Here is a 26059-nt window from a genome sequence, read left to right as displayed (position 1 = left end):
ACAAAATTAAAAAAGACTACTAATCTATAGTAATCTTTTCTAATTTATGTTTCCTAACCTAACTAATTTAATTATCGATTGTTATGCTAATTCCCGTTAATCTATTTGAGAATATTGATAATTTACTTGCATAACTTGGATGATCATTATTAGCTTGAACAACTTGTTTAAGTGTACCAAAGTCATCCGTAATAATACCATCAACGTTCATAAATAACATCTTTTGCATAATCGTTTCATCATTTACAGTCCAAGCATAGACATCCTGGTTCTTATCATGTGCCTTGCTCACAAATGAGTCATCTAGAGTTGTAGCTTCCATAGTGTACGCATTTGCTGGTGTTTCTGGAAATGATATATTATATGGAATAATAAAACTGATATAAAGCTTTGGTGCTTGTTTTTTTACTTGTGAAACAACATCATAACTTAAAGAATGAATTCGATCCTTATCAGCTAATAGTCTTTTTTGATATTTTTTAACAAAGTTTTTAGTCATATTGGGACTATCTTGCGGAGATACTTTGATTTCAACTAATAATTTTTGATGATTCTTCTCTGCTGCCTTTAAATATTCATCGAAACTTGGAATTTTAGCTGAATAACCATTTTCACGAACAGTTAATGCTGTTAACTCGGATAATGTTAAATCATGTACTGTCCGATTAACATTCGCTAAATTTTCCAAATTTGGATCATGCATAACAACAAATTTATGGTCTTTTGTTTCTTGAATATCCATTTCGATGTAATCAGGTTTCTCTTTAGCTGTTTTTTCTAAGGCAGGAATGGTATTTTGTACACCATTTCCATCATCAACTCCACGGTGAGAAATAAGAACTGGATAGTCATTTAGCATCCCCTTTAAGTAAACATAATTATAAATAGAAGCTGTCCCTGCAACTAGTATCAGGAGAACAACGACACTAACTTTCTGTAATTTAATAAAGCGTTTCTCTTTATAGAATGTTTCTTGAACGGGTTTCAAATGCGGTTGTTGTTCTTCAAAAACATCTAGCGCAATACCTAACAACATAGTCACACTTAAAGCTAATACGATTTGTCCTAAAATTTCCAAAATAAACAGATTAAACATCACAATCATAAATGCTTGATTTTGAAAATGATTATCTACATAGTTCTGAATTAGGAACAAACTAATTTGAACAATTCCTGATATAAAAGCTATAGAAGCCGTAATTACTAATCCTTTTGTGACGGTTATCCAAAATTTGCCACGTCCAGCTTCCCAACTTTGTTTAATTAAATGACCGATTCTTTTTTCTGAACTAAACAACATAGTTGGAATAAAACTAATTAATCGGATAGAGAAGAAAAATGCTACACCATAGACTAAAAGTATTGGGCCCCAGATAGCTGGACTTGTCCACATATCTTGAAGAATAAAATCTGGAATAGTCACCTTATTTAATAAAGTAGATGTAAATAAGACTTGTCCAAATGGTAAAATTAAAACGAAGTAAAAAATAACGAGCAACGCTGTTAAAGGACGTAACTCTAAAACGTCATGAATTGATTGTTTTAATAATGACTTAAATTCAATTTTTAAATCATAACGAATAGCTTGAATACCCCTGATCATGAAAGACATTTGAATATAAACAATACTTAATATAACTAATATAACAAGGATAAACTCAATTAATAATATAGGTTTATCCTCAATAACCGAAATAATGTTAGTATAGGTTAAATATTCGACTTGGTTACTACTAAGTATCTGGCTTACCACCCAAGTTAAGATTGGTTGTACCACTGCAGATAAAATATAATTAGTAACAACTACTAAAATAAAATACAATTTCCAGTGTTGAAAAAATTCCTTATAACTTTGATTTAAAAAATGAAATGTTCTACGCATATTTTCCCCCAATTAAATATTTAATATGTACTTTATACTATCATAGCCTTACCTTTTTTTACATTTATTGACTTTATCCGCGTAAAAATTGAATCTTACTACCTTAGCGTGGTAAATTAGATAGTATCGTTTCTCATAAAAGGAGTTCATCATGTTAAAACATAAAAAAGGTTGGTTTATCTTATTATTCTTAGTCCTAATCGTCTCTATTGGTTCATTATTCTTTTTCATTCAAAATTCTCACTCCGTTTCCAATACTAATCACCAAAAAAATAGCTCTAAAAAGGTAAGTTCATCTTTACCCAAGAAAACTATTAAGAAAAATAAGCTCATTTCAAATACTAAAATAGACAGTTCGCATTGGAAATCATTTAAGGGCCAGACCGAATTTCCAATTTTAATGTATCATAGTATTTCTGTTGGAAATTCACTTCGTATTCCTGAAGCACAATTTGCCCATCAAATGCAGTGGCTTAAAAAAAATGGTTACTACACGTTATCACCTGCTGAAGCTATCGAAGTTTTTAAAACACATAAAAAACCTGCTAATAAAATTGTTTGGATTACTTTTGATGATGGTTACAAGGATAACTATGAAAAAGCTTATCCTGCTCTCAAAAAATATCATCAAAAAGCAACCATCAACTATATTACAAGCCACTTTGGCCACATAAACAAACTAACTATGCCACAAATGAACGAGATGCGAAAATCAGGTTTAGTAAGTATTCAAAGTCATACTGTCCATCATGAGGAACTTAATCAGATGACCGATGCACAACAAACTTTTGAATTTAAGAATTCGAAAAAATGGCTAAACAATAAATTTCATCAAGAGACATCAATTATTTGTTATCCAGTTGGTCGCTTCAATAACCAGACCGCTAAACTTGCTAAAGATGCAGGCTACAAACTTGGTCTAACGACATTACCAGGACTCGCTAATGAAAGCCAAGGACTATTCACCTTGCATCGTGTCCGTATCTCACCCGATTTATCAGATATTTCTTACAAGTATCTTTTAGAACACGGCATGTAAACAACACAAAAAAAAGGAATAAATCGCTGTTTGATTACAGTGATTTATTCCTTTTTTTTGTTAAACATTTTAATACACCGAAAGAATTATTTAATTAAGCTTAGTTCTAACCCTAATGCTTCTGCGACACGTGTTCCGTATTCCTTATCAGCTTGATAAAACTGTTTAGTTTCACGAATCTTTATCTCAATATCTTTAACTTGTCCCAGATTTAATTTAATATTTTCAATTAAACGTGCTTTTTCATCAGTAGGTAACAATCGATATAATTTACCGGCAGCAGTATAATAATCCTCATTTACTGAATAGTTGCCTACTTTTCCATCCAATGTATCACCATGAACTTCTGCATGGCGATTTTCTTCAGGTCCACCTAAACTGTTGGGCTCATAGTTAACATCACCGTTCTGATTTTGCGCCATTAAACCATCTCGTTCATAATTATGAACCTCATTTTTAGGACGGTTAGTTGCCAATTGTTCATAGTTAGCACCTAATCTATATCTTGCAGCATCTTTATAACCAAATAAGCGTCCTTGGAGTAATTTATCTGGTGAGGCTTCAATTCCTGGAACGAAGTTAGCTGGTGAAAATGCTAATTCTTCAATATCTTCAAAATTATTTTTTGGATTTTCATCTAAAACCATTTGGCCAATTTCAATTAATGGATAGTCCTTTTGCGAAATAACTTTCGTAACATCAAAGATATCTTGCGGATAGGCTAATCCTGCTTTGTAAGGCACAATTTGTACGGCTACTGTCCAACTGGGGTAATCTTGATCCTCAATCGCATTATACAAATCATTTTGTAAGTAATCAGAATCTTTTCCTCTTAATTCTTCAGCAACCTCATTACTTAAATTATGAACACCTTGGTTTGTTTTGAAATGATATTTAACCCAAAATTGTTCACCTTGCTTGTTTACCCATTTAAAAGTATGACTTCCATAACCGTGCATCATTCGGTAACTAGCAGGGATCCCACGATCACTCATAAGCATTGTTACTTGGTGAACTGTTTCAGGTGATAACGACCAGAAATCCCACTGCATATCCTGACTTCTAGCATGCGTTTTTGGGTCACGCTTTTGGGAATGTATAAAATCTGGGAATTTCAAAGCATCATTAATAAAGAAAACGGGCGTATTATTACCCACAATATCGTAGTTACCTTCATCTGTATAAAATCTTACTGCAAATCCTCGTACATCTCGATAAGTATCCGGATAACCTGCCTCACCAGCTACTTGTGAAAAACGGGTTATGACTGGCGTTTTCTTGCCCAAACCATTGAAAAGACCTGCCATAGTATAATCACTCATATCTCTAGTTAATTCAAAATAGCCTTTAGCCCCTGCCCCTTTTGCATGGACCACTCTTTCTGGAATACGTTCTCGATTAAAATGTGCCAATTTTTCTAGTAATTGGTAATCTTGAACTAAAACCGGTCCACGAGCCCCAGCTGTTTGTGAATTTTGATTATTCGCCCATGTTTGACCTTCATTTGTTGTTAAATCCCCCATGATGATTCCTCCTATTATCTTATTTATAAGTCCAATCCTAGCACCTAAACTGATAATTACAATTATTTTGACTTTTATAACTTGAATCGGAAAGTAGGTTTTAAATATCATAGTGAGTTCTAGTTAATGTTTATTTTTTTATCATTTTATGACATTTTAAATCAAATAATAACAAAAAGCCTTGATAACATAGTATTGTTATCAAGGTTTTAAAATTAATTTTATCTAGTTTTTTAAGAAAACTGTTACAGAAGCCGCAATTACAATTAGTATAAGACCAATAATAATAACTAACCATTCTTTACCCGTTTTTTTAGTGCGCATAACGACAATTCCTGAAATCGTTGCTCCAACAATTGAAACTTGTGAAAGGACGAATCCAGTTGCCAATCCAAGCATTGCAGGTTGAGCTGAAACTAAATAACCCAATGCTGCCATTGCAAAGAAGAAACCAGAAAAAATTTGTTTGTACGTAACACTTTGTGTAAAAATGTTATTTTTATTTTTCGTTAATTCATAAATTCCAAGAATTAATCCAAATGCTGCCATCCCGATAGCTTGTGCTAAAAACATATGCATACCATCAGTATTTTTAGTATATTGTGGAAGGATACCATATAATGAATAACCAACTTGGGCAATCAATAAGACACCAACTGCCTTTGTAAGTAGTTCTTTATTTCCAGCTGATTTCTTTTCTTGATAAGTTGTCATATAAGCTCCAACCAAGATAACAAATACAGCGATGAATCCATATAATTTTGATGAAACTGGACCCCAGTTACCAAGCATTACAACACCCCAAACTACATTTGCTGTAATTTGGAAAGCTGTTGAGATTGGCATTGCTTTAGCAGAACCTAAAGCATTTCCATCCTGATCTTTCATCCCAAAAGCCATAATAGTTAAAACATTTCCAAAGGCCCAAGCTGCCCCTGAGAAAAATGCTAACCAAAAATTAGAACCTTGTAACATGGGCATTCCCATGACTAATGAAAGGACGATTGCAACAATCAAAGTTCCCCATGTTGCTCCAAAAATACCTTGAACTGGTTTACCGCCAAAATATGATACTAAAGTTGGATATGCACTCCAACCAATAATTGCTAAAAGTGAGAAAAATAATCCTAACATATTCATTTTTATATCATCCTATCCTTATATTAATAACTATTTAATTGCTTCGCCTTCAAAATCAACATTTGATTCCAAAACGATATTTGAAAATGGTGTGATTTCACCTGTTCGTACTGTAGCAATATTATTATCATCACGACTCATCGATTTCAATTCATCATGTGAAATGAAAACAACTTCAACATCATCATCTAATAAAGCCTTGATAGCAGCATATTGTTCAGGATTAACCGTTTTAATTTCTTCAGCTAAAAAAGCTTTTTGAATTTTCATTTCAGAAAGTGTTGCAGCTAAAACATCAATAAATAATGGTAATCCACGTACGATTGAAAGATCAATTTTACGTCCATCATCCTTAATTGGTAGGCCTGAGTCACCAATTGTTAACCATTGTGTATGTCCAATTTCAGAAATAGCATTTGATAATTTTGTATTCAAAAGATTAGTTTTACGCATAATTTATCTCCCATTCAACAATTTAAATTTATTTATTAGCATCCAAAACAGCTAATACAGCAGATTCAGTTGGAATACTTGGTTGTGCACCAGCATGTGACACCGTTACAGATGAAGCAGCTGATCCATAACGCATAGCTTCAGCTAAATTATCTAAATTAGCATGTAAACGTGTTGCTGTAGCACCAATAAAAGTATCGCCGGCAGCAGTTGTATCAACAGCCTTAACCTTAAATGCTGGAACGACTCCTTCTTCACCATTATCACGCATGTAGAAAGAACCTTCTGAGCCAATTGTAATGATTACGGTATTAATTCCACGTTCAAAATAGTACGCAGCATTGTGTATCATTGAATGTTCATCAGTCACTTCTATCCCAGTCAATAAGAATGTTTCATGTTCATTTGGTGTAATAATATCAGTTAATTCTAATAATTCAGCTGGTAGTCCACCATTTTCAGGCATTGGAGCTGGGTTCAAAATTGTTTTAACACCATGTTCGCGTGCAATCTTGAAACCTTCAATAACTGATTCTGTTGGAATTTCTAATTGCGCAATCAAAAAATCTGATTCAGCAATGGCAGCTTCATGTGCGCGTACATCAGCTGGTGTCATATCAGCATTAGCGCCACCATAAATATGGATAATATTATCGCCTGTTTCGGCTGAAACAGTAATATAAGCTTGTCCAGTTTCTTCAGTATCTGAAACAATCACATGTTCAGTGCTTAAGTTTTCAACATTCATATTCTTTGAGGTATCAAATTCTTTACCAACTTTTGTAATCATGTTAGTCTTTGCACCAGAACGTGCAGCGGCAACACCTTGGTTCAATCCTTTTCCACCCATTGCTTCAACTTGATGATTTGGTGTGTGTAAAGTTTCGCCGCTAGTTGCGAAACGGGGTACAGAAACAACCTTATCAATATTAGTTGAGCCCAAAACAGTAATAACTTTTGCCATAACGTTTCTCCTTCATTTCTTTGATATATTTATCAAATAGAATGTGTATTCGATTACATCAATATAATACATATTATTTGCTTTGGCAAGCGCTTTCTGGTTTTAACTGCTAAAACTACCGACTTTTTCGCCAATTATTGACTAATACAAAAAAACCTGATGACATAAAATTGTCATCAGGTTTTTTATTAATATTAAAGTTTAATTTTGCTTACGATGTTTAATTTGTCATCAAGATCGTAAACAACTGGTTCGCCAGTTGCCATTTCAACGCCCATGATGTCTGCATCAGAGATGTTTTCAATGTATTTTGTAAGGGCACGTAATGAGTTACCATGTGCAGCAACGATTACATTTTTGCCTTCAAGTAATTTAGGAGCGATTTCGTCTTCCCAGAAAGGAATAACACGTTCCAAAGTAACTTTTAAGTTTTCGCCACCTGGGATAGCTTTAGGATCTAAATCAGCATAACGACGATCGTTAGCTGCTGAACCTTCATCAGTTGCGCTTAAAAGTGGAGGTAATGTATCGTATGAACGACGCCATACAAGAACTTGATCTTCACCGAATTGTTCTGCTGCTTCGGCTTTGTTTTGGCCTTGTAATGCACCATAATGACGTTCATTTAAGCGCCATGATTTGATTTCAGGAACCCATAATTGGTCTGAACCTTCAAGTGCGTAATGTAATGTTTTAATAGCACGTGTTAAAACAGATGTATAAGCTTGATCAAATTCGATTCCAGCTTCTTTAATCTTTTTACCAGCTGCTTGTGCTTCAGCAACGCCTTGTTCGCTCAAGTTAACATCTACCCAACCTGTGAAAAGGTTAGATAAGTTCCATTCACTTTGTCCGTGACGAATAAATACTAATTTTGCCATAAGATAAAATCCTCTTTTTCTATTTTTAGTTTACTGGTTTATTTTACACTGAAATGAAATAAATTAATAGTCTAATTTAAGCGATTTAGCTTTGCACTTTTGAGTCCCTTTAACAACTGATCAACAGCTGTTTGAACCGTTCCTAAATCAGTTGCCAAATTCATTCGAATAAAGCCTGGCGTTTCTTCACTAAACCATTGTCCATAATCAATAGCTAAGCCACACTCATTCTGAATAAATTCTTTCATCCGACTGGGATTTACATATGCTGAAAGGTCAATCCACATCAAGTATGTGCCTTCTAGTTCACTAATTTTAATTTCTGGAAATTTATTGACTAATTGGTGGCTGACTTCTAAATAATTGGTCCTTACGATACTCAGAATTTCATCTAACCAAACTGCTCCTGAACGATAAGCCGCCTCTCCAGCAACACATCCCATTAAACTACCCTCAGGTTTGTTCAAACGCTGTACCATTTTATCGTACTTAGCTCGTAATTGCGCGTTTGGAATAATGATATGCGAGTTTTGTAAAGCAGCTAAATTAAATGTTTTTGAGGGAGCATTAACGACAACCATATTATCTCGATAACGACCTTCGTCTATTGATAAAGCTGATACAAATGGTTTTTTTCCCACAATTAAATCTTGATGAATTTCATCCGAAATTACCATCACTTTATTTTCACGACAAATTTCAAAGAGTTGTGTCAGTTCAGCTTCAGTCCAGACGCGACCAACTGGATTATGCGGTGAACAATGAATAAGTAATTTAACGTGATTAGCTTTCATATCTCGTTCAATTGCTTCAAAATCCATTTCATATTGATTATTTTCATGTTTCAAAGGTGTTCGTACGATACGTCTGTTATTATCTTCAATTGCACTATAAAAAGGGTAATATACTGGTGTTTGAACTAAGACGCTATCACCTGGTTCCGTCATTAAATCGACTAATTGATATAATGAATTTACAACCCCTGTTCCAAATCTCATCCATTCCTTATGCAGTTCAATCCCATAGCGAGATTGTTGCCAATCAAAAAAGGCATCATAATATGAATCAGGAATTGTTGAATAACCAAAAACACCATGTTGTACCCGTGCTATTAAAGCATCAGTTACGGCTTTAGGTGCTTTAAAATCCATATCTGCAACCCACAGTGGCAATAATTTATCATCGCCATATTGCTCTTTTAAACTATCCCATTTAACTGAATTTGTATTTTTTCTATTCACTCTAAAATCAGCTAAAAATTTATTTTTCTTTACCATCAGTTTGACTATCCTTCCTTATTCCTTTAATTTTACCAATCCGTCCTTTAGATCCAGGAATTGACTTCACACCCAAGATATCCAAGAAGAATGTGAAAATGGGAATTCCGACAATCAAGCCCCACGTTCCAAATAATTCTTCACTGACTAACAAGATTACAAATGTAAAGAATATAGGTAGTTCTGTCCGACTTGACATAAATTTAGGATTTAATACATATGATTCTAATAAATGAACGACCATTAACATAATTAAGATGTAAACCACATCACGTACGCCACCAACCGAATAACCAACTAAACTTAATGGAATACATGAAATTAATACCCCTGCGACTGGAATTAAACTTAATAAGAAAATTAATATTCCTAAAGGCAAGAGCTGTGGCATATGCATGAAGTACAACCCAATCACAGTAATAACTGTATTAACAGTTGCGATAAAGAATTGTGCTTCAATAACGACACCAAATGATTTAACAAATTTTTCACCAAAGAAGTAAATATCCTGGAAAAACCAACCAAAATCACTTGATAAAAAGTTTTTTGAGAAATGTGTCATCTGATCTTTTTCAATCGTATAAAAGAAGCTTAAAATAAGCGATAATAAAAATGTTGCTGCCATAAAACCAATGCTCGTTATATATTGAAATACAAGCGTAAAACTACTTTTTAATTGTGGCACAATTTGAGATTTACCAATAGATTTAAGTACCCATTCCATCACAAGATTTGTATCTTTACCTGGATGACGATAAAAATTAATCACATAATGTGCCATTGAAACTGTTTGCGAAACTAAAATAGGAAAATACTTAGTAACTGCCAAATAAAGCAGCGCGATAATTGCCAGATATACTCCTATAACAATTATTCGACTATTAATTGATGAATGTCTTTGAATAACATTTATCAATCGGACTACTAAATATGTAAATATAAAAGTTAATAGAACAATGCTAATGACATCTTTCGCAAGAAAAATAACACCCATAATTACACAAAGTACAACAAATCTACGTAACTTAATATTTTCAATAAAACTTTGCCAAATTTCCAATAGACACACTCCTTTAACTATAGTCTTCATTGTACAAAATATTTACTAAAATGTCTGTAATTCTTACCTTTTTGTTCTAAAATAATTATCTCTCCGGAAAGTTGACGACTTGTCGTCTATTAAAACTTATGGTTAACTATGAAGATTGACTCTACGAAAGGAGTACTCTTGTATGGCTGAATTAATTTACAAACAACTGATTAGTAAACTTAAAAAAAGAATCGCTGCAGATGAATTTCCCGACATGAAACTCCCTGATGAACGTAGTTTGAGTGAAACTTATAAAATTAGTCGTAGTTCAGTAAAACGAGCTCTTAGCCAAATGGCTAACGACGGTATTATTTTTAAAAAACGCGGTTCCGGCACCTTCATTAATCCCTTATATTTAAAAAATAAAACCGTTTTTAATTATGAAGGCTCTAACTTAGGTGTTACAGACGGATTTGAAATGAATGGTAAAAGCCCTAAAGTTAAAGTACTAAGTTTTGAAGTTATTGCGCCCTCAGAAGATTTACAACGCAATCTTTTCTTAGACACAGATGATTTTGTCTACAAGATTGTTCGCTTACGTTTATTTGAAAAAACGCCTTTTATGATTGAAACAGGCTATATTCCAATTAAGATTGTTCCTAATTTATCTCAAACAATTGTTAAAGGATCAATTTTTAATTATTTGGAGGATATTCAGAATCAATCAGTTACTAAATCGTCGCTTTCAATCTACGCTGAACCATCAGACGAAAATGATCAAAAACTTTTAAATTTAAAACCAACTGAACCAGTTAGTATAATGGATGGTATTTTCTTCTTAGATAATGGTACCCCATTTGAATATTCAAGTATGAGATTTCATTATAAATTTTCTAAATTTAATACTTTCATGGCCGTTAAATAGGCTATTTAACGGCTTTTTATTTACTTTTTAAAATAATTGGTACGTTCCAATGAATTAAATGATTGACTTTTATTTAATGTTTGTTATTATGAACATATAGAAAGCGCTATAACTTTAGCAAATAAAACATATAGGAGTGTGTAACTATGACAGAAACTGATTTTTCATCTAAATCATATTTAGATAAAGTTGATGCTTGGTGGCGTGCAGCAAACTACCTTTCAGTTGGACAACTTTATTTAAAACAAAATCCATTATTACAAACTGAAGTCGTACCTGAAGACATCAAAGTTAACCCTATTGGTCATTGGGGAACAATCTCAGGCCAAAACTTTATTTACGCTCATTTAAACCGTGCAATTAATAAATATAACTTAAACATGTTCTATATTGAAGGACCTGGTCATGGTGGCCAAGTTATGGTTTCTAATGCTTACCTTGATGGTAGTTATACAGAAATCTACCCAACAATCACTGAAGACTTAACTGGTATGCAAAAATTGTTCAAACAATTTTCATTCCCAGGTGGTGTCGCTTCTCATGCTGCTCCTGAAACACCAGGATCAATCCATGAAGGTGGCGAATTAGGTTATTCATTATCTCATGCCGCTGGTGCTATTCTTGATAACCCTGACGTAATTGCTGCTACAGTAATTGGTGATGGTGAATCAGAAACTGGACCATTAGCAGCAAGTTGGTTCTCAAATGTCTTCATTAACCCAGTTAATGATGGTGCTGTATTACCAATCCTTGATATGAATGGTTTCAAAATCTCAAATCCTACAATTTTATCACGTAAATCTGATGCAGATTTAACAAAATACTTTGAAGGTATGGGTTGGGATCCAATTTTCGTTGAAGGAACTGATCCTGAGATCATCCATCCTGAAATGGCTAAAAAAATGGATCTTGCTATCGAAAAAATTAAAGCAATCCAAACTGAAGCTCGCAAACACCCAGCTGAAGAAGCAACAATGCCTAAATGGCCTGTTATGATTGTTCGTACACCAAAAGGCTGGACTGGTCCAGAAGTCTGGAACAACGAACCAATCGAAGGCTCATTCCGTGCTCATCAAGTTCCAATTCCTGTAGACCAACGTCACATGGAACATGTTGATGCTCTTGTTAAATGGATGAAATCATACCGTCCAGAAGAATTATTTACAAAAGACGGTCAATTAATTCCTGAACTAAAAGAAATGGCACCTAAAGGCAACCAACGTATGGCAATGAACCCTATTACTAACGGTGGTATTAATCCTCAAAAATTAGTTATGCCTGATTGGAAGAAAAATGCTGTTGATACATCAACTCCAGGTGCTGTTACAGCACAAGATATGATTATTTTCGGTGACTTCGCTCGTGATATTATTGAAGAAAACCCTAAAAACTTCCGTATCTTCGGACCAGATGAAACAAAATCAAACCGTTTGAATGCTATCTTTGAAGCTACTAACCGTCAATGGTTAGAACCAATCAAAGAAGGTAACGACGAATGGCAAAGTCCTGTAGGCCGTGTTCTTGATTCACAATTATCAGAACATCAAGCTGAAGGTTGGATGGAAGGTTATGTCTTAACTGGACGTCATGGTTTCTTCGCTAGTTATGAATCATTCTTACGTGTCGTTGATTCAATGTTGACACAACATTTCAAGTGGTTACGTAAAGCCAAAGAACAAACATGGCGTAAACAATACCCATCATTGAATGTTATTGCAACATCAACTGTATTCCAACAAGATCACAATGGTTATACTCATCAAGATCCAGGTATGCTTGGTCATTTAGCTGATAAGAAACCTGAATTTATCCGTGAATATACACCTGCTGATTCTAACAGTTTATTAGCTGTTATGAATAAGACTCTTCAAAGTGAAGAACTTATTAACTTAATCGTTTCAAGTAAACAACCACGTCCTCAATTCTACTCAGCTGATGAAGCTCAAGAACTTGTTGACAATGGTTTGAAAGTTATCGATTGGGCAAGTACTGCTAAGGGCGATGATGCTGATCTTGTTATTGCTGCTGCTGGTTCAGAACCTAACTTAGAAGCTTTAGCTGCTGTTAGTCTTTTAAACTCAGCATTCCCAGAATTGAAGATTCGTTTCATCAATATTGTAGATATCTTAAAATTACGTCATCCTAAGATTGACCCTCGTGGTTTCTCTGATGAAGAATTTGACGGTTACTTTACAACTGATAAACCAGTCGTATTCGCATTCCATGGTTTCGAAGCTATGGTTCGTGACATCTTCTATGATCGTCATAACCACAATGTTTCAATCCATGGTTACCGTGAAAATGGTGATATCACTACACCATTCGATATGCGTGTCTTGAACCAAATGGATCGTTACAACCTTGCTAAAGATGCTGTCTTACAAGCTGGCAACTTAGGCGCTGCAGGCGATAAATTTGTTAAAGAAATGGAAGCTATGGTTGCTAAACATGAATCATACATCCGTGAAAATGGTGATGATCTTCCAGAAGTTAATAACTGGAAATGGACTCCACTAAAATAGTAAAACTTTAAACGAAAAGAGAACCGCAATTGCGGTTCTCTTTTCGTTATCATTAAAAATCATTCTTTTGTGAGCTGTCCATCTCGCATAAAAAATGTTTGGTCTGTATATGCCAAGACATCTTCATCATGTGAAACCATAATAATCGTTTGTCCCGTCTTTTTAGTAATATCGGCTAGCTGGGCTGCAACTTGCTTCGCTCTTTTGCTATCTAAGCTTGCCGTTGGCTCATCAGCAAAGATGAGCTCCGGTTGCCCAAATAATGCTCTAGCGATTGCAACGCGTTGTCTTTGACCACCTGAAAGACTAGCAGGATATTGATTTCTTTGGTCCCATACACCTAAGTCACGTAACATCATTTCGGGATTACGACTTTCTTTTTTAGTTTTCATTTTATTGACTAATTCAAATTGTTCTAAAACGGTTAAAAATGGGACTAAATTAGACCCTTGTAAAATAAACCCAAATTCATTAAATCGTAACCTAGTTCGCTCTTTTTCGCTTAATTGTCCGATCTCTTGATCTTTAAAATAAATTGTTCCATCGGTTAATCCTTGTAATCCACCCATAATGGTCAGCAACGTTGTTTTTCCAGATCCTGATGGACCTGTCAAGCCAATAAACGTCCCTTTCTCAACAACTAAATCAATATTATCAAGAGCCAACTTTTTATTATCACCTTTTCCAAATGTTTTAGAAACATCAGATAATTGCATTAAACTCATTTAGACACCTCCAATTGCATCAAGTGGATCAACACGTAATATTTTAAAAATGGAGAATAGTGATCCTAGAATGATCATCAATAATAAGATAACCGAAAATCCTACGACTAAGAAGACATTATTTAAAAATGGGACGGCAGCTGGTAACGATAGCGCTGTTGCCACATCTGCAATAATACCCAATCCAATTCCTAGTAAACCTAGTAATGACGACTCCCAAATTAAGCTTTTAACCAAAGTCCCACTAGAAACTCCTTGTGCACGTAACACGCCATAAACGGCTGTTTTTTCAATGGTTAAAATATACATAAAGATACCTACGATAAACGCAATAATGACAAATAAGGCGCCAATCATTAACGTAAAGGTCTTCACTTCTGGACCATATCCCGGTATGTTGTTAATCACCTTGTCCATTGTTAATGTCGCTAATTGTTGATCTTTTTTAATTTTAGCTGAATTTTTTAAAACAACTGCATTAATTTTTTCAGTCGGATTGTCCGGGCCATAACGTAACGTTTGATAGTCAGCTAATTGTAAATAGACAACTGGTGCTGTTGTGTATTTATTACCCGTCGTTATCCCCACTACTTTATATTCTTGTTTCGCATTATTAATTTTTATTTTTTGGCCTAATTTAGTGGCATCTAATCCATTATCAACAACTACTTCGTTAACTTTCTGCGGCATTCTGCCTTGAACTAATTTAGGCTTCAAAAATTGATTAAATTGAACTCCAAAAACACTAATATTAGCTTTTGGTTCGTTTTTCCGACTAGCAACGCCCATCATTTGACCTAAATAAGCGTAGTCTGATTTTGACCCTGAAATCTTAGGAAGTGAGTCTTTTTGTATCTCGGAAGATGCCAAATTATTATTCGCATACTGACTGATAACAATGTTATCCGCATCCCAATTATCAATTGAAGACCGATTATTGTTCGCAAGCCCAAAAGCCAATCCCGTTAAAAAAAAATGAGATATGAAACTAAAAAGATGGTGAAAATAATCAGACCATACCGAAGTTTATTATATTTAATCTCTTTAACAGCTAAGTACATGTCATATTCCCCCTTATTTCTACTATATAATAACTTTGCACCAAATTAAAAGTAAACGTTTTCAGTGGAGGTTAAGAAAAAAGCATAATCCTAAAATTTAGAATCACACTCTTAAAATACTAATTTATTTGTAATCTCGCGCTGCAATAGCTTTAACACTTGTTGTTTCTTTAACAGCCTGTTTAATAATTTTTACAACATCTGAATCACTAAATGAGTTAGGGTTAACACCAGCAAATTTAATTGAGTCTCGTGCTGCCTTAATACGTGATGCTGTAATTGCTTTACCGTTACCATCTACTATGTTAGATGAACTTGTTGTATATTCATTCGAACCTGAATACGATGATGCAGCGGCTTGTTCTTCTGACGTCAACGTAGCTGACGAATTGTTTTTTATTTCTGGTATACTATACTCCGACCCATAACCACTACTTTTAGATGATGGTGTTGAACTTTTCGAACTACTTGAAGAACTGCTTGAAGAACTACTTGTTGGGTAGCCAATCGTTGCCAAATTCTTATCATTTTTTTGTTGTAAGTCTGTTGCTTTTTTCTTTAAATCTGAGTAATAATTTTTATCAATACTACTATCTTTTAAGATTTCAGTTAATTTATCGTTTGATGCTGTGTAGCTATATTCTGTATTTAAATTCATTGCTTCATTATATGTTTTTATGAATAGCGCACGTTTTTCAAGAACCGTTGTTAATTCTTTTTTCAAATTTGTTGCTCGTTTTTTAATGACTGCTGATCCATCATGATCCGCTAGCACGATGCTAATTGCATCCTTTGCTTTACTATACTGACGATCTTCAGTTTTGTTAATTACTGCCTTGTAATGTGTCACCTGTGTCTTGTAAGCTTGTGCAGTCGCATCATTTGATTTCTTTTTTAAAGCGACATCAAAATAATTTTCTGCCTCAGTATATTCTGCATCTTGAATCGCAGTTTTACCGTTCTTCATGGCTGTATTATAATTTTTATTTGCTTCTGCATGTTTCGTTAAACCGTAGCCACCAAACATACCTACTATAACAACTGCAACTAATCCCCATACCCATTTTTTCATTTTAACCACACCTCTTATCCCTATATTTATATCGCTGTTATTATATCATGGAACATCCTTCAACCGTTATTCAAAATAAGAATTTAGTCCCTGAGAGAAACTAAATTCTTATTTACTTAATTTATAATATAAGTGACAACAGCATAATAGCGCAAAGTCCAAGTACAACAGATAATCCCATTGATCTCGTACGATATGCGATTGCGAATACAACCACAGCCGCTATTAATTTTGTGACGTTATCTACGCCCACAAATTGAAAACTTGAATCAATAAAAAGGTCTTTAAAAACTAATGCTGAAAATAACGCAACGGGTACATACTTCATCCATTCATTAAACCATTCTGGGATTTCTCGAGATGAAAAAATTCGTAATGGAATAAATCGCGGTAAATATGCAACAATTGCAGATAAAATAATTAATAAAAAATGATCCATTGTTGTCATTTCCATAGTTAACTTTCCTCAGAAACTTTAGACTTTCTACTTATTGTATGTCGACTTGCTTTTGGTTTAATCGTATTTAATAATTTATTTCGTTTACCTTTTCTAACAATTTCATGTTCAATAATAAATCCAACAAAGGAAGCTAGTAAAGTTGCTACAACTAATCCCATCGTACTTTGGAACAATGACATGAAAATAATTGCTAAAATACCTGAAAGAATACTAATAATAATTGTGAGATAATTTTTAAGTTGCATGACTATCATGTAAATAAATAATGAAGTTAATGCAAATTCAACAATGCTTAAATTAATTTTTAACCCAGCACCAATTAAACTACCTGCAATATTACTCATCGTCCAAAATAATAATGAATAATGTTCAACCATCAAGGCATCTTTTGGTTTCCATTCTTTATCTGTTGCAAATTTTAAATAGTTTACTGCGTAATTTTCATCGTTTAGTGATGCCGCAAATATGTATAAAAACTTACGACTAGTTCCTCGAATGTACTGTGACAAACTAGCACCTAATAACGCATACCGTAATTCTAAGAAAAATAGCATAGTAACAATTGAAAGAATTGGCGACTGAATCGTCAACATTGATGCAATTAAAAACTGTGCACCACCTGAAAAGACAAGTATGGAAACTAATCCTGCTAATATCGTATTGAAGCCTGCTGCATGCAACAAAATACCACATGCGAGTCCAATTGGGACGTAACTCAGGCAAAGCGGCATCGCAATTTTAAGAACTGTGAGCCAGCGTTTCTCTGTTTCTTTCACGATAGTCCTCCAATAATATAAAGTTGGTTTAACGATATAAATTATAGCATACATCTGTTTCTTAATACTCATTATTTAGTAACTCTAATCAAAAAGTTATCCAATAATGATCTGTTCTGATGGAAAACGATACTTTTCATCCCGTTCTTTTTTCGAAACAAAGAATATTAACATGTATAACATCCCTACGCGTCCAACAAACATCAAAATAATAATGACCATTTTACCGATAATGCTTAATGAACTGGTAATTCCCGTTGATAATCCCGTCGTTCCAAAAGCAGAAGTTACTTCTACAATCAGCGAAATCAACGAATGATTCTCCGTAATACTTAAAATAAAGACCGCGATTAAACACATAAATATCGATAGGTTAACAACTACTACTGATTTTTGAATATCATTTTCATGAATCCTTCTATTAAAAATATTCACATTCTTATGTCCACGAATAAACGATAACAAATATAATCCTAAAATCCCAATTGTTGTTGTTCGAACACCACCACCAACTGAACTTGGACTAGCACCAATAAACATTAACATAGAAAAAATCAATAAGGTTGTCGTATTAAAATCACTAATTTGATTAATTTGTAGTCCGGCATTACGCGTTGTAATACTATAAAACATAGCTGTCATAACTCTCTCAACGAAATCCTTATGTGCAAAATAACCATTATGTTCAGATAAGAAAATTAATATTGTTCCAATAAAGAAAAATCCAATCGCAAAACTACCTGCTAATTTTGTAAATAATGAAAATCTAAATTTTTTATGTCCTGGTTTGAACCACGTAACCTTGATCCACGCTAAAATTTCAATAATAACGGGAAATCCTAAACCACCTATAAAAATTAAAATCATAATTAAAAATAAAAAGACGTAATCTTTCGAATAAGGGATAATAGATTTCCCAGTAACGTCAAATCCCGCATTTGTTAACGCAGATATTGCAATATAAAAGCCATCAAAAATTGACGCAGCTAGATGTTCAAAGCCATCACGTACATATAAATAAATTGAAAATATCACACCAAAAAAAGCTTGAATCCCTAGCATAATGCCGAAAATTGAATAAACTAAACGAACATTTCCACTTAAATGCGGTTGATTCATATCAGTTTGAATTAGCCTGCGTTGTTGCAACCCAATGCGTCGACCAGCAATTACCATAATAAACGTTGAGAGCATTGTTATACCAAAACCACCTATTTGAAAAAGCATTTCTAGTAAGATGATACCGTTATTGTTATAGACTTGCTCTAACGGAAATGTGGTTAATCCTGTAACACTAACCGTTGAGACTGCCATGAATATTGTATCAATAAATGGCACACTAGCACCAGGTTGTTTGAAGAACGGAAGGCATAATAAAATACTTGTTACTACAATCAATGCTAAATAGTAAAAGACAACAATTTGTACGGGAGAGGCCAACAAACTAGCTTTATCTAGATATTTCTGGATCCACCTATTCATTCTGACTTCCCCCTTTTAGTTTAATTTAAAAAAAGAGATTAGCGCTAAGTACGCACGCTAATCTCTAATCCTGATTATTTAATTAATTCTAATCCTGCATAACTAACAACAATTTTATGTTTTAATTCTTCAGCTGTTTCATTCTTAATAAATTCCTTATCGAATTTAATAATAGCCGAATTTTTTAGTTGTTTTTCAACGACACCAGTAAAGAACTCGTTATTTGTTTCAAAACTAACACGTGTATCAGCTGGAAATGGAATTCCTTTTTCGTTAACTTCAACATTTTTTTCATCAAAATGACTTAACATAATTTGGCCTCCTATTGTTTTAAATATTAATAGTAACAGTATACCGCTTTTTAGTTATTATTACGACCATTAGGACTAAGATTAAGAACCTCAATTTAATTAACCCATTCTAAATATATTCAATCAAAAAAATAGAGCCCGCAAAATTAATTTTGCGTAACTCTATTTAATAATCTATTTTTCTAAATCTTGTAATTTTTGATTATCATCTAATTGTGATTTACCAGCAAGTCCAACTCTTTGAAGAATTTGCATAGCAACCCATAATAGAACTAATGAAACGATAGCGAAGATTGCAAGAACAAATACGCTCATGCCAATTTGTCCACTAACCATTCCAGAAGTTAATGACTCACGGAACCCTAAGGTTGAGTATGTCATTGGTAAGAATGGATGGATGGCATTAAAAAAGCTATTCGTAACTTCCATTGGGAACGTACCACCAGCGCCACCTAATTGTAACATCAAGAGAACCATGGCCACGAATCGACCAGGATTATCAAATGCCATAGCAAGTGCCATAACAAGATACATCGATGTTAACGAGAATACTGTTGCAATTAAGTAAGTTTCAGCAATATGGTCTGCTTGTAATCCAAACATAAGCATCCCTGTAACTTCAACAAGTGCCATACCAAGGGCAACGACAGTTCCAATAGCAACTTTACTCCAGAACCAAGCTGTTGCTGATTGACCTTCAGTTGAAATTTTACGGATTGGGAATGCAAAGTTAAAGACGATTGCCCCAACGTATAATGCAAGTGAAAGAACATATGGTGCTAAAGCATGTCCATAGTTAGGAACATAACTGTAATTCTTATGTTCCAATTCTGAAGGTGCTGCAAACATATTAGCTGTCTTGTTAGTTGCTTTAATTCCATTAACTGTATCTGATCCTGTTTTAAGAGCAGTAGCTAATGTTTTTGACCCTTTTTTAAGTGATTTAGAACCATCACCTAATTTAGCTGAGTTATCATCTAATTTTTGAGTCCCTGCAGCTAATTTATCAACTCCAGCAACAAGTGTTGGTACTTGTTCATTCAAGCTTACTAAACCATTTGATAATGTACCTGAGCCAGTAGCTAATTGACTAACTCCTGATGTCAATGTTGGTACTGATCCATTCAATGTTGATAATCCAGTACTTAATTGACTCGAGCCTGATACTAAGGCACTGTTGTTTCCAATTAATGTTTTAGAACCATTATTAGCACTTAATACACCTGCAGTGTATTTTTGTACACTTGGAATTAAGCCAGGAGTTTTATCTGTACCATTTAACCCAGCCATAATTTGACCTAATCCAGCATTTAGTAAGTCTGTTGCTTGGATAGCACCATAAGGACTTTCCTTTGTGCCAGAACCTGTCTGCGTTAAACCAGTTTTAACAGTATTTAATCCAGCCATTAGTTTATCAATGGCTTTCTTAGCACCTGCTGTTACTTGTGGTTCTTGAGCAGATAACTCGGCAACACCCGCCTTTAATGCTTGTAATTTAGGTAGTAATTCTTGAATAGCTGCTAATTCTTTTTGAATCGATTTTAATTTGTCACCGTTATCAGTCAACGGTGTTGTCATATCAGATAAATCTGTTTTAATTTTTGTTGTATTATTACCTGATGCTGCTAAACTTGTGCCAGCAGTTTGAAGATTACTTCCTAATCCATTAACAGAAGCAGCAATACTTTTTGCTAACGTTGGATTAGATTTCTCTAAAGCTGCAAAATCAGGTGATTTTACAAAGGTAACTAAAGCACCCATATTACTTTGCGCATCCTTAAGTTGTGCAGCAACACTGGATGCGTTAGTTGTACTATAAAGACTATTATTTAATTCACTCAATTGTGAACCAGCATCTGTTGCTTTAGCGGCAACAAGTTTAGTATTAGCTCCAATTTGAGTTAAATCGGCTGTTAATTTTTTAGCATCAATATTAGGCGCATTTGTGCCATTTAATTCAGAATTCAACTTAGAAATTCCTGAATCTAATGCTGTAAATCCAGCCATTAATTTTGCCATTTCAGCTTGTGAATCTGGACTATTTAATTGTGTATCTAAAGTTGCAGCAGACTCCTTCAAGCTTTTAGTTAACGATTGGTTACCCGCTTGAACTGTTGTAATACCACCTCTTAAGGTAATTATTCCATCATTTAATGCTTGAGAATTTGAACTTAATTGACTCAAACCACTATTTAATTCAGTAACTCCATTAGTATAACCTTTTACACCACTTGCTAATGTTGTTGAGCCAGTATCTAGTTTCGATACACCTGAAGCTAATGTACCTGTACTATTATTAAGTTTTGATAATCCAGCACTTAAAGAACCAGCGCCTGTTGCTAATTTTTGAACACCATTTTTTAATGGAACAACACTAGTTGAAAGTGTTTGAACACCATTATTAACAGTTCCTACACCAGTAATGTAGCTATTTAAGCCATCATTCAATGTTACTGTACCATCAGACAATGTTTTAGAACCACTTGCAGCTGTCTTAAAGCCTTTACCGATTGTTTTAACTTGGCCGAAAATAGCTGTTGCATATGCTTTCGTGACTGATTCACGAATTTGGCTATTTAATTGTTTTGCTGCTGTTTCACTGATAACTTCACCAATGTAGTTACGAGATGCATTAGTATCGTACGTGATTTTCATCTTTTTAGGATTTGTATCCATTAAAGTTGCAGCATTTGAAGAGAAGTTTTTAGGCAACGTAATTGTTGTATAGTACTTGTTGTCTTTCATTCCTTGTTTTGCTTGTTTTGCAGAAACGAATGTCCACTTCAATTGGTCATTATTCTTCAACTCTTTTACAAGTTGATCACCAACATCCAATGTCGTTCCATTATATTTAACAGATTCATCGTTATTAACGACTGCTACTGGTAAATCACTTGTTTTGCCATATGGATCCCAAACTGATTTCAAGAAGAAAGCAGCATACAGAATCGGAATAAGCATCATAACAATTGTTGAAACTAGAAGTATTCTATTCTTTCCAACAAATTTAAATTCATTCTTAATCATTTTCATTAAAATTGGTGCCCCCTAAATTAATTATTTCTACTATAAAATTTTATCGATACGTTATAATATACATCAAATGTCCACGAACAACAAATTTTTATTTTCTTTTTAATGTTTTTTTAATCTTACACGACTAAATTGCCCATATAGACAAAAAAATCACCCTAGAAATCAGAGATGATTTTATTGATTTAAAATAAATTTCCAAAGAAGTTAGTAATTGCACGCCACATAATAACAAAAATGTTAGCTTTTTCAATGGCATCTTTATTCGTTCCTGTAACAGAAAGTGATTTTTTGCCATCAACATAAGATAACGCATTATCTTTACCAGTTAATTTAAGCGTTCCAATATCACTATTAGCCTTAATTGGGGCTTCTAATCCTGTTTTCTTAACTAAATCAGTATTTTCTGATACTTTAGCTGAAATAATCGACTTAACTGTTTCGCCTTTTTTCAACCAAACTTTTTGATTAGATTTAAGCATAACTTTAGTTGTTAATTCTTTACCATGAAATACAGGTAAACTATCGGCGTTTTTAAATATTGTACCAGCCTTGATTGTTTCCACGTTGAACATGTCAAATACATATGACATTATTTTTTGTGTATCTGTAAAACGACTTACATCCGTTTCACTCTTGTGTGATGATCCTAAAACGACCGTAATAATTCGATGACCATCTTTTTTTACAGTTCCTGTAAAACATTCACCAGCTTTGTCAGAAGTACCTGTCTTCAATCCATCAACAGGTAATTCTGTATATGCCTTAGCTAAACCAGGTAACATCCAGTTCCAGTTTTCCATTAGTGTTTGGTCAGATGTTCCTTTATCGAAATATTTACGTTTGATACTTGTTGTTTTTAATACTTCTGGGTACTTTTTAAGTAAGTTTTTAGCAACAATTCCCATATCTTTGGCAGTTAATTCATTTTCATCTGATGCGGCTGAACCGGGGTATCGATCAGCTTTACTGATATCGCTATTAGTTAAACCAGAAACGTTATCAATCTTAGCATCTGTAATTCCCCATGACTTAACCTTTGCACGCATTAATGTTACGAAATCTTTTTGCGATCCCGATACTTCATGAGCAAGTGCCATAATAGCCCCATTTGCTGAGTAAATTAAACTAGCATCATACAGTTGTTTAACTGTGTATGATTTCGTTTTACTCAACGGAACGTTTGATAATGATGTATCCTGGCTAATTTTATAAGAATCGTTATCAATCTTAACTTTTTGATCCCAAGTTAATTTACCACTTTTAATTTGATCTAAAATAACATCAATCGAAATTAATTTTGTCATTGATGCAATTGGTAAAACAGCATCAGCATTTTTTTCATAGATTACTTGTCCAGTATCTGCATCAATTGCTAAAGCAGCTTTAGCTGTTAAATTAATAGCGCTTGAACTGGTTGTTGCAGCTGATACAGATTTAACCTCATCTTGAAGTCCCATTGCTGAAACCCCAGTAAATAGTGCTGCCCCTGAAATAAGCCCAATTACGAATTTCTTTGTACGTTTTAAAAATATCATTTTCTCTTTACCCTCTTAACTTCTCTTATTCATTTAAGAATACCCAATAATAGCTATTCTTGCAACTGTTCTTCTTGCTTTCTAGTTAATTTTATATTCTTACCCAATGGTAAATGAATAACAAAACTAGTTAGCTCTTCATTTGAGACAACATATATGTACCCACCGTGGAGCGTGACAATACTTTGAGCAATGGCAAGCCCTAATCCAGTTCCGCCCGTTTTTTGTGAACGAGATTCTTCCACTCGGTAAAACCGATCAAATAATTGATTAAGTGATTGTTCAGGTATTTTAGGGCCATCATTAGTTACTTTTACGATAACTTCCTGACCAATTTTTTCTGCTTCTAAATAAATATGTTTACCGCCTGCCCCATATTTTAAGGCATTTGATATTAAATTATTAAAAACACGGCCTAATTTTTCAGTATCAGCTTCCATCATTAACGGGTTAGGGTTCGTATTGCTACTAATTGTCATTTCTTTATTTTTAGCTTCAAGTTCAAAACTAGCTGCCAATTGTTCTAACATTTGATTCATATCAAAATTAATCGCATTAATTGGCGTCGACGTCTGTCGCACTTTTGTGTATTCAAATAAATCTTCTACTAAAACCTTCATCTGCTTTGATTTCACAAATGCTGTATGTGTGTAAGATAGTAAATCTTCTTGCGAATTATATTGATTATCTTCTATTAAACCTAAGTAACCGATAATTGATGTCAATGGTGTTCGAATATCGTGACTAACATTGGTAATCAGCTCATCCTTTGAATTCTCAATTCGACGTTCTTCTTCCATTGATTCAATCGTACTTTGAACCAAAGCATTAATACTTGAAACGACCCGCGCCATATCACCTTGTAGTTTAAAAGGAATTTGATGATCGTAATGACCGTCCGCAATATAATGCAATTCTGAAATAACATGACGTAACTGCATTTGATGATAACGTCGAATTAGTCGCCAATAGAGCACGACAACGTCCACAATAAGCATGAACGCAACAAAAACATTCCCCCAACTCCAGACATTGAAATCATTCGGCCCAAAAGTTAATGCCGTCTTAATTTGAAAAATACCATTCTCAAGTCCTGGGTTTGAAGCAATCGTCTGATTTAATAGAATAAAAATTGATAAATTCAGTAAAATTAATAGAATAATCGTGATGAATCCTTCCGCGATTAATTCACTTTTTTCTCTACCAGTTAATTTCAAAAATAACCCCTCACTAATGCATTTCTATCTTGTATCCAACGCCCCAGACGGTTTTGATAATATCATCACCGTTTGTTGCTGCTTCAATTTTATCACGTAAATGGCTCACATGGACCATTACTGTTTTGGCAGAAATAATTGATTCTTGTTGCCAAACTTGTTCAAAAATATCATCCGCAGAGTACACATGATTTGGATGTGAGGCTAATAAATATAAAATACCGAATTCTAAAGCAGTTAATTGAATATCACTACCTTCAACTGTTTGAACTTCATGAGAATCTTTTTTAATAATTAGCGGTCCTATTTCAAGTGCAACATCAGGTGCCGGATTCGAGTTTTGGCTACGACGGAGTAATGATTTAACACGTGCCATAATTTCTAATGGGTTAAATGGCTTAACAACATAATCATCAGCACCTGTAATCAGTCCACGAATTTTGTCCATATCTTCTGTTTTAGCAGAAACCATTAATATTGGAATTTCTGAAGTTTTACGAACCTCTTTAATGACATCCATTCCGTTCATTTTAGGCATCATAACGTCGAGAATCATTACACCGATTTCTGGCATTTCTTCTAATTTTTCAATCGCTTCAAGTCCATTTTGAGCAGTAATTGCTTCGTAACCTTCATTTTTTAAATAAATAGAGATTAAATCAACGATTTCTTTTTCATCATCTACAACTAAAATTTTCATTGGATATCTCCTGACTTTTCTTTACTTATAGTATATTGTATCAAATAT

Annotated in this window: 22 protein-coding genes; 3 read left to right on the top strand and 19 right to left on the bottom strand. The window is 33.9% G+C overall.

Annotated elements, in window-relative coordinates; all coding sequences use genetic code 11:
• Window positions 1-67 precede the first annotated feature (67 nt).
• Window positions 68-1882: a glycerophosphoryl diester phosphodiesterase membrane domain-containing protein gene (locus AC1RPN_RS00615; protein WP_481761047.1), complete on the bottom strand. Its 1815-nt coding sequence runs from the start codon at window positions 1880-1882 to the stop codon at window positions 68-70.
• A 151-nt stretch (window positions 1883-2033) separates the two neighbouring features.
• Here AC1RPN_RS00615 and AC1RPN_RS00610 point away from each other — a divergent pair, with 151 nt between their 5' ends.
• On the top strand, window positions 2034-2921 hold the full coding sequence (locus AC1RPN_RS00610) for a polysaccharide deacetylase family protein (RefSeq protein WP_481761048.1): 888 nt from the start codon (window positions 2034-2036) through the stop codon (window positions 2919-2921).
• 86 nt (window positions 2922-3007) lie between these two features.
• On the opposite strand, the gene AC1RPN_RS00605 is transcribed toward AC1RPN_RS00610, so the two are convergent.
• From AC1RPN_RS00605 to AC1RPN_RS00575, 7 genes are all read right to left on the bottom strand, one after another.
• Window positions 3008-4447 carry a catalase gene (locus AC1RPN_RS00605; RefSeq protein ID WP_481761145.1) on the bottom strand — a complete coding sequence of 480 codons (1440 nt, stop codon included), beginning with the start codon at window positions 4445-4447 and terminating at the stop codon, window positions 3008-3010.
• A 222-nt stretch (window positions 4448-4669) separates the two neighbouring features.
• A complete protein-coding gene (locus tag AC1RPN_RS00600; protein ID WP_481761049.1) occupies window positions 4670-5584 on the bottom strand; it encodes a GRP family sugar transporter in 915 nt (304 codons plus the stop codon).
• 30 nt (window positions 5585-5614) lie between these two features.
• Complete coding sequence (gene rbsD / locus AC1RPN_RS00595) at window positions 5615-6037, bottom strand: D-ribose pyranase (protein ID WP_409021800.1); 423 nt, start codon at window positions 6035-6037, stop codon at window positions 5615-5617.
• Window positions 6038-6065: 28 nt separating this feature from the next.
• Window positions 6066-7001, bottom strand: a complete 936-nt coding sequence (rbsK, locus tag AC1RPN_RS00590) for a ribokinase (RefSeq protein WP_481761050.1) — start codon at window positions 6999-7001, stop codon at window positions 6066-6068.
• Between the two features lie 194 nt (window positions 7002-7195).
• A complete protein-coding gene (locus AC1RPN_RS00585; RefSeq protein WP_409021802.1) occupies window positions 7196-7882 on the bottom strand; it encodes a 2,3-diphosphoglycerate-dependent phosphoglycerate mutase in 687 nt (228 codons plus the stop codon).
• A gap of 71 nt (window positions 7883-7953) precedes the next feature.
• A complete protein-coding gene (locus AC1RPN_RS00580) occupies window positions 7954-9159 on the bottom strand; it encodes a MalY/PatB family protein (protein ID WP_481761051.1) in 1206 nt (401 codons plus the stop codon).
• Window positions 9143-10219, bottom strand: coding sequence for an AI-2E family transporter (locus AC1RPN_RS00575; RefSeq protein ID WP_481761052.1), 1077 nt, complete (start codon window positions 10217-10219; stop codon window positions 9143-9145). The genes AC1RPN_RS00580 and AC1RPN_RS00575 overlap by 17 nt, the downstream gene beginning before the upstream one ends.
• Before the next feature lie 172 nt (window positions 10220-10391).
• Here AC1RPN_RS00575 and AC1RPN_RS00570 point away from each other — a divergent pair, with 172 nt between their 5' ends.
• Window positions 10392-11114, top strand: coding sequence for a GntR family transcriptional regulator (locus AC1RPN_RS00570; RefSeq protein ID WP_481761053.1), 723 nt, complete (start codon window positions 10392-10394; stop codon window positions 11112-11114).
• Between the two features lie 146 nt (window positions 11115-11260).
• Window positions 11261-13636 carry a phosphoketolase family protein gene (locus AC1RPN_RS00565; RefSeq protein ID WP_481761054.1) on the top strand — a complete coding sequence of 792 codons (2376 nt, stop codon included), beginning with the start codon at window positions 11261-11263 and terminating at the stop codon, window positions 13634-13636.
• 59 nt (window positions 13637-13695) lie between these two features.
• Here AC1RPN_RS00565 and AC1RPN_RS00560 read toward each other — a convergent pair whose 3' ends face one another.
• The 11 genes from AC1RPN_RS00560 to AC1RPN_RS00510 all read right to left on the bottom strand — a co-directional run bounded on the left by AC1RPN_RS00560 (window position 13696) and on the right by AC1RPN_RS00510 (window position 26011).
• Window positions 13696-14361, bottom strand: coding sequence for an ABC transporter ATP-binding protein (locus AC1RPN_RS00560; RefSeq protein ID WP_481761055.1), 666 nt, complete (start codon window positions 14359-14361; stop codon window positions 13696-13698).
• The gene (locus AC1RPN_RS00555; protein WP_481761056.1) at window positions 14362-15321 is read right to left on the bottom strand and encodes an ABC transporter permease; all 960 of its coding nucleotides are present in this window, start codon (window positions 15319-15321) and stop codon (window positions 14362-14364) included.
• 225 nt (window positions 15322-15546) lie between these two features.
• Window positions 15547-16494 (bottom strand): hypothetical protein, encoded by a 948-nt coding sequence (locus tag AC1RPN_RS00550; RefSeq protein WP_481761057.1) that lies wholly within the window; start codon window positions 16492-16494, stop codon window positions 15547-15549.
• Window positions 16495-16615: 121 nt separating this feature from the next.
• Window positions 16616-16948 (bottom strand): AzlD domain-containing protein, encoded by a 333-nt coding sequence (locus AC1RPN_RS00545; RefSeq protein ID WP_409021810.1) that lies wholly within the window; start codon window positions 16946-16948, stop codon window positions 16616-16618.
• Between the two features lie 2 nt (window positions 16949-16950).
• Window positions 16951-17730 carry an AzlC family ABC transporter permease gene (locus tag AC1RPN_RS00540; protein ID WP_481761058.1) on the bottom strand — a complete coding sequence of 260 codons (780 nt, stop codon included), beginning with the start codon at window positions 17728-17730 and terminating at the stop codon, window positions 16951-16953.
• 96 nt (window positions 17731-17826) lie between these two features.
• Window positions 17827-19212: a TrkH family potassium uptake protein gene (locus AC1RPN_RS00535; RefSeq protein ID WP_481761059.1), complete on the bottom strand. Its 1386-nt coding sequence runs from the start codon at window positions 19210-19212 to the stop codon at window positions 17827-17829.
• A gap of 74 nt (window positions 19213-19286) precedes the next feature.
• The gene (locus AC1RPN_RS00530; RefSeq protein WP_409021814.1) at window positions 19287-19523 is read right to left on the bottom strand and encodes a hypothetical protein; all 237 of its coding nucleotides are present in this window, start codon (window positions 19521-19523) and stop codon (window positions 19287-19289) included.
• 174 nt (window positions 19524-19697) lie between these two features.
• The gene (locus AC1RPN_RS00525; protein WP_481761060.1) at window positions 19698-22556 is read right to left on the bottom strand and encodes a YhgE/Pip family protein; all 2859 of its coding nucleotides are present in this window, start codon (window positions 22554-22556) and stop codon (window positions 19698-19700) included.
• Between the two features lie 185 nt (window positions 22557-22741).
• The gene (locus tag AC1RPN_RS00520; RefSeq protein WP_481761061.1) at window positions 22742-24094 is read right to left on the bottom strand and encodes a serine hydrolase; all 1353 of its coding nucleotides are present in this window, start codon (window positions 24092-24094) and stop codon (window positions 22742-22744) included.
• Window positions 24095-24147: 53 nt separating this feature from the next.
• A complete protein-coding gene (locus AC1RPN_RS00515; protein ID WP_481761062.1) occupies window positions 24148-25311 on the bottom strand; it encodes a sensor histidine kinase in 1164 nt (387 codons plus the stop codon).
• Window positions 25312-25324: 13 nt separating this feature from the next.
• The gene (locus AC1RPN_RS00510; protein ID WP_409021818.1) at window positions 25325-26011 is read right to left on the bottom strand and encodes a response regulator transcription factor; all 687 of its coding nucleotides are present in this window, start codon (window positions 26009-26011) and stop codon (window positions 25325-25327) included.
• Window positions 26012-26059: the final 48 nt, after the last annotated feature.

The sequence above is a fragment of the Dellaglioa sp. CoH-57-MRSF-20 genome (genome assembly GCF_056781955.1).
The sequence above is the reverse complement of the archived record's forward strand: the minus strand, read 5'-3'. Positions and strand labels throughout refer to the sequence as shown.